Origin of the sequence: Natronococcus pandeyae (assembly GCF_008122205.1) — an archaeon.
Taxonomy (GTDB): Archaea; Halobacteriota; Halobacteria; order Halobacteriales; family Natrialbaceae; genus Natronococcus; species Natronococcus pandeyae.
The window spans coordinates 1-2,926 of record NZ_PHNJ01000038.1 but is presented as its reverse complement, the minus strand read 5'-3'; the positions used below and the strand labels follow the sequence as shown (position 1 = coordinate 2,926).

The window sequence follows — 2,926 nt, the reverse complement described above, 5'->3', positions numbered from 1 at the left end:
CCATAGGTCTGCGTATCACGATCAGGCGTAAATACCTATATTTGGCAAATATGGTTTTCATGATTCCAAGAATAGTTCTTGCTCAGTCCGCAGATTTATTGATCGGTCGATTCATTGACTTCGGTGTGAAACAAACGAAGCCGTCGTGCTGGACTTATCCTCTATATTCAGCAGGCAGTTCGTGTCAACCTATGAGTGTTTAGCTAGGGCCAGTTACGTTACTCGTCTGGAAGATATCGCCGACGCTGTCGAAGTTTCTCTCGTTCAGATCGCTGATCGTAGTGGCGGTCGAGAACGGCCTCGCTGCAATCCATCCGATCGCTCACAACGGTCTCGGGAACGTCAGATTTGAGAAAATGAGGGATCGCGTTATGTCGGACAGGGTGTGAACTCAACGAAGAAGGATATGCATGTGACCGCTCGGTAGGTGTCGCGTCACAATTATCCAGATCCCGCTCGTGAGGACAGCTATCGGTGTAAACGACGGGCGCGTATACTGGTAGACGATCGTCTATCTCGTCGTCACAGCACTGCTCGTGATCGTCTACGGTGGCTGGAAGCTTTCGACCCGCGAGTCGATTCCCGGCACGGAACATACAGGCGGCGTTCCGGTAAATTAGCCACATAACGGGGAGAGAGAGAAGGTCTAACGTTGAGCATCAGAAAATAAGTAGTTGCTGTTGAGCCGAGTGCGTCGAATGCCCAATTTTCGTCAAAATCTGATTTGTCGCGTCATCTCACACCTATTTCACATCTGTCACTTCACCGGTCCCGTGATCGGACTCCAGCACCTCGCCCAAAAGCACATTGATGATTACCAGAAGCACCCAGAGCATCGCGCCGTAGATGAGGATCCACTCCACAACGAACGGGGACTCAAGCATCGGGGTGGTAACGTATAACATCATTGGCGGGATTAGTCCGACGAACCCACCGTAGATGGCTGCTGATCGAGGAAATTCTGGGTGTCCGTAAAGGGCGATATTGGTTAGGACGAGCGTCGCGCTCAGGGCTAGGAACAGTGGGATGACCCACGCCGCGTGTCCGTCGAAATCGGCGGAGTAGATCCCGTTCATGATCAGCGCGATCCCGACGAAAATCCCGGCTAGTTGACCAGCCACGAGCACCGCCTGCCGTCGGCGATTTCGGGTGTAGTATACGTACAACCCACCGACGAATAGTATCAGGGCAAGTCCCTGAAAAACCTGGCCAGCGTCGTAAAACTGCGCGCCGAGTGCAGTGTTTGCGCCTCGATCACTGGCCATTGTTCCTCCGAGATCGCTGTGAAAGTTCGACAACGGCGAGAACGCGCTTGGCCAGTGGTAGTACGCCATACCGGTGAAGAACGCTTCACCGAGGAGAATGAATATTCCGCCAAGCGCGGTGAGGGACCATCGAAATGGATTTAATGGCAAGTCCCGCTGTTTTGCTTCAGGAGTTCGTTGTAATCTGTTCACCAGCACCCCTCTTTTGAACGATTCGATGGTGACGAGAAAGATCCAGATGAATGCGCCGTAGATGAGGATCCATTCGGCAATAAAGAGCGGATCTGCGGTGACGTACATCAGAAGGTACCGACCGAGCGGGAGTAACGCGACGGTGACGCCGTAGCCAGCGATCCACCGGGGGAAGCCTGGGTAGTTATAGAGAGCCGCGTTGATCGGAATGAGTCCAACGGTGATCCCGAGAAACATCGGGACGACCCACATGCCGTGCCCCTCGAAGTCAAGCGAGTAGACACCATTCATGATCAGCGCGACCCCAATGAAGACCCCCGCGAATTGGCCGAAGGTGAGCAACGCATCCCGTCGGCGATCCCCCGTGTAGTAGACGTACAGCCCGCCGATGAACAGAATCACTGCAAGGCCGATGAATACTTGGCCCGCGTTGTAGTACTGTGCCCCCAGTGCCGTGTTCGCCCCCGGCGGACCACCGACGGTCATGCCCAAATCGCTGTGGTAGTGCGTGAGCGGAGAGAACTCGCCTGGCCATCGGCGATACGCCTGGCCGGTAAAAAAGGCCTCCCCCACCAGGACGAGAATCCCGCCGAGGACCGTCAGTGGCCACTGAAACGGGTTCCGTATCTGTGGCTCCATAACAGCGTCTTCGACAGGGAGAACAATAGTCCCCATTTGCCAAAGGTCGATACGAGGACCCGAACTAGATACTGGCCCGCAGACGGCATGATTCGGATCGGCTGGAGAGTGGTCGGTTACTCCGCAGACGGGAGACCATCACGCGGACGTCGAGTGGCTGCGTCGCCCGTTGTCGGTGATATCAAGGGCTGTCGGACCTCCGAATAGCCGATGGCGGAGGATCACTCCGTATCGGACGACTGCTCGGGAGCGCATCGGGTTAGCGTCTTCGGCCCGTAGACAGAGATCACCACGACGACGACCAGCAGCGTTAATACTGCCGGTAGGAGGCGTCCGGTAGGACCGTGGGGAACGAGTTCGCCACTGACGTTTCCCGAGAAGTGAAACAGAATTGCGCCAAGAATACTGCGTCCCGTATGGTTGTAGATCCAGGTGTAGAGAACAGAGGTGATCGTTGCCCCGATCATGAACTCCCAAAACGTGAGCGTCAGCACGCCCAGTTCGGCCTGGTAGGTTCCGACCATGAAGAACATGGGAACGTGCCAGATAGCCCAGAAGAACCCGAGGATCAGGCTCGCCTCTAACGCGTTCCAGCGCGCTTGCAGCCCGTCAAGCGCGTAGCCTCGCCAGCCCAGTTCTTCCGGAAGGGGACCGAAAATCACCATGAAAACCGCGTACGGGAGAAGCGATACTGGATCAGCAGCGAACTCGGCAGCACGCTCGAACGCCGGAACCGAGTCACCGGCCAGGGTGCCCAATAGCAGTGCCAGCCCGTTCAGGGCCGGAAACAGCAGGAGTATCACGGCATACCAGCGCAGACCGATCCGTCG

General features: G+C 56.1%; 2 protein-coding genes. Both read right to left on the bottom strand.

All coding sequences use genetic code 11. The annotated features are described in order from the left end of the window. Positions 1-743: 743 nt before the first annotated feature. Complete coding sequence (locus CV102_RS26955) at positions 744-2,096, bottom strand: hypothetical protein (RefSeq protein WP_233710827.1); 1,353 nt, start codon at positions 2,094-2,096, stop codon at positions 744-746. Between the two features lie 221 nt (positions 2,097-2,317). Continuing rightward, the coding region (locus tag CV102_RS25580; RefSeq protein ID WP_148860818.1) for a CPBP family intramembrane glutamic endopeptidase at positions 2,318-2,926 on the bottom strand (609 nt) is incomplete at its 5' end.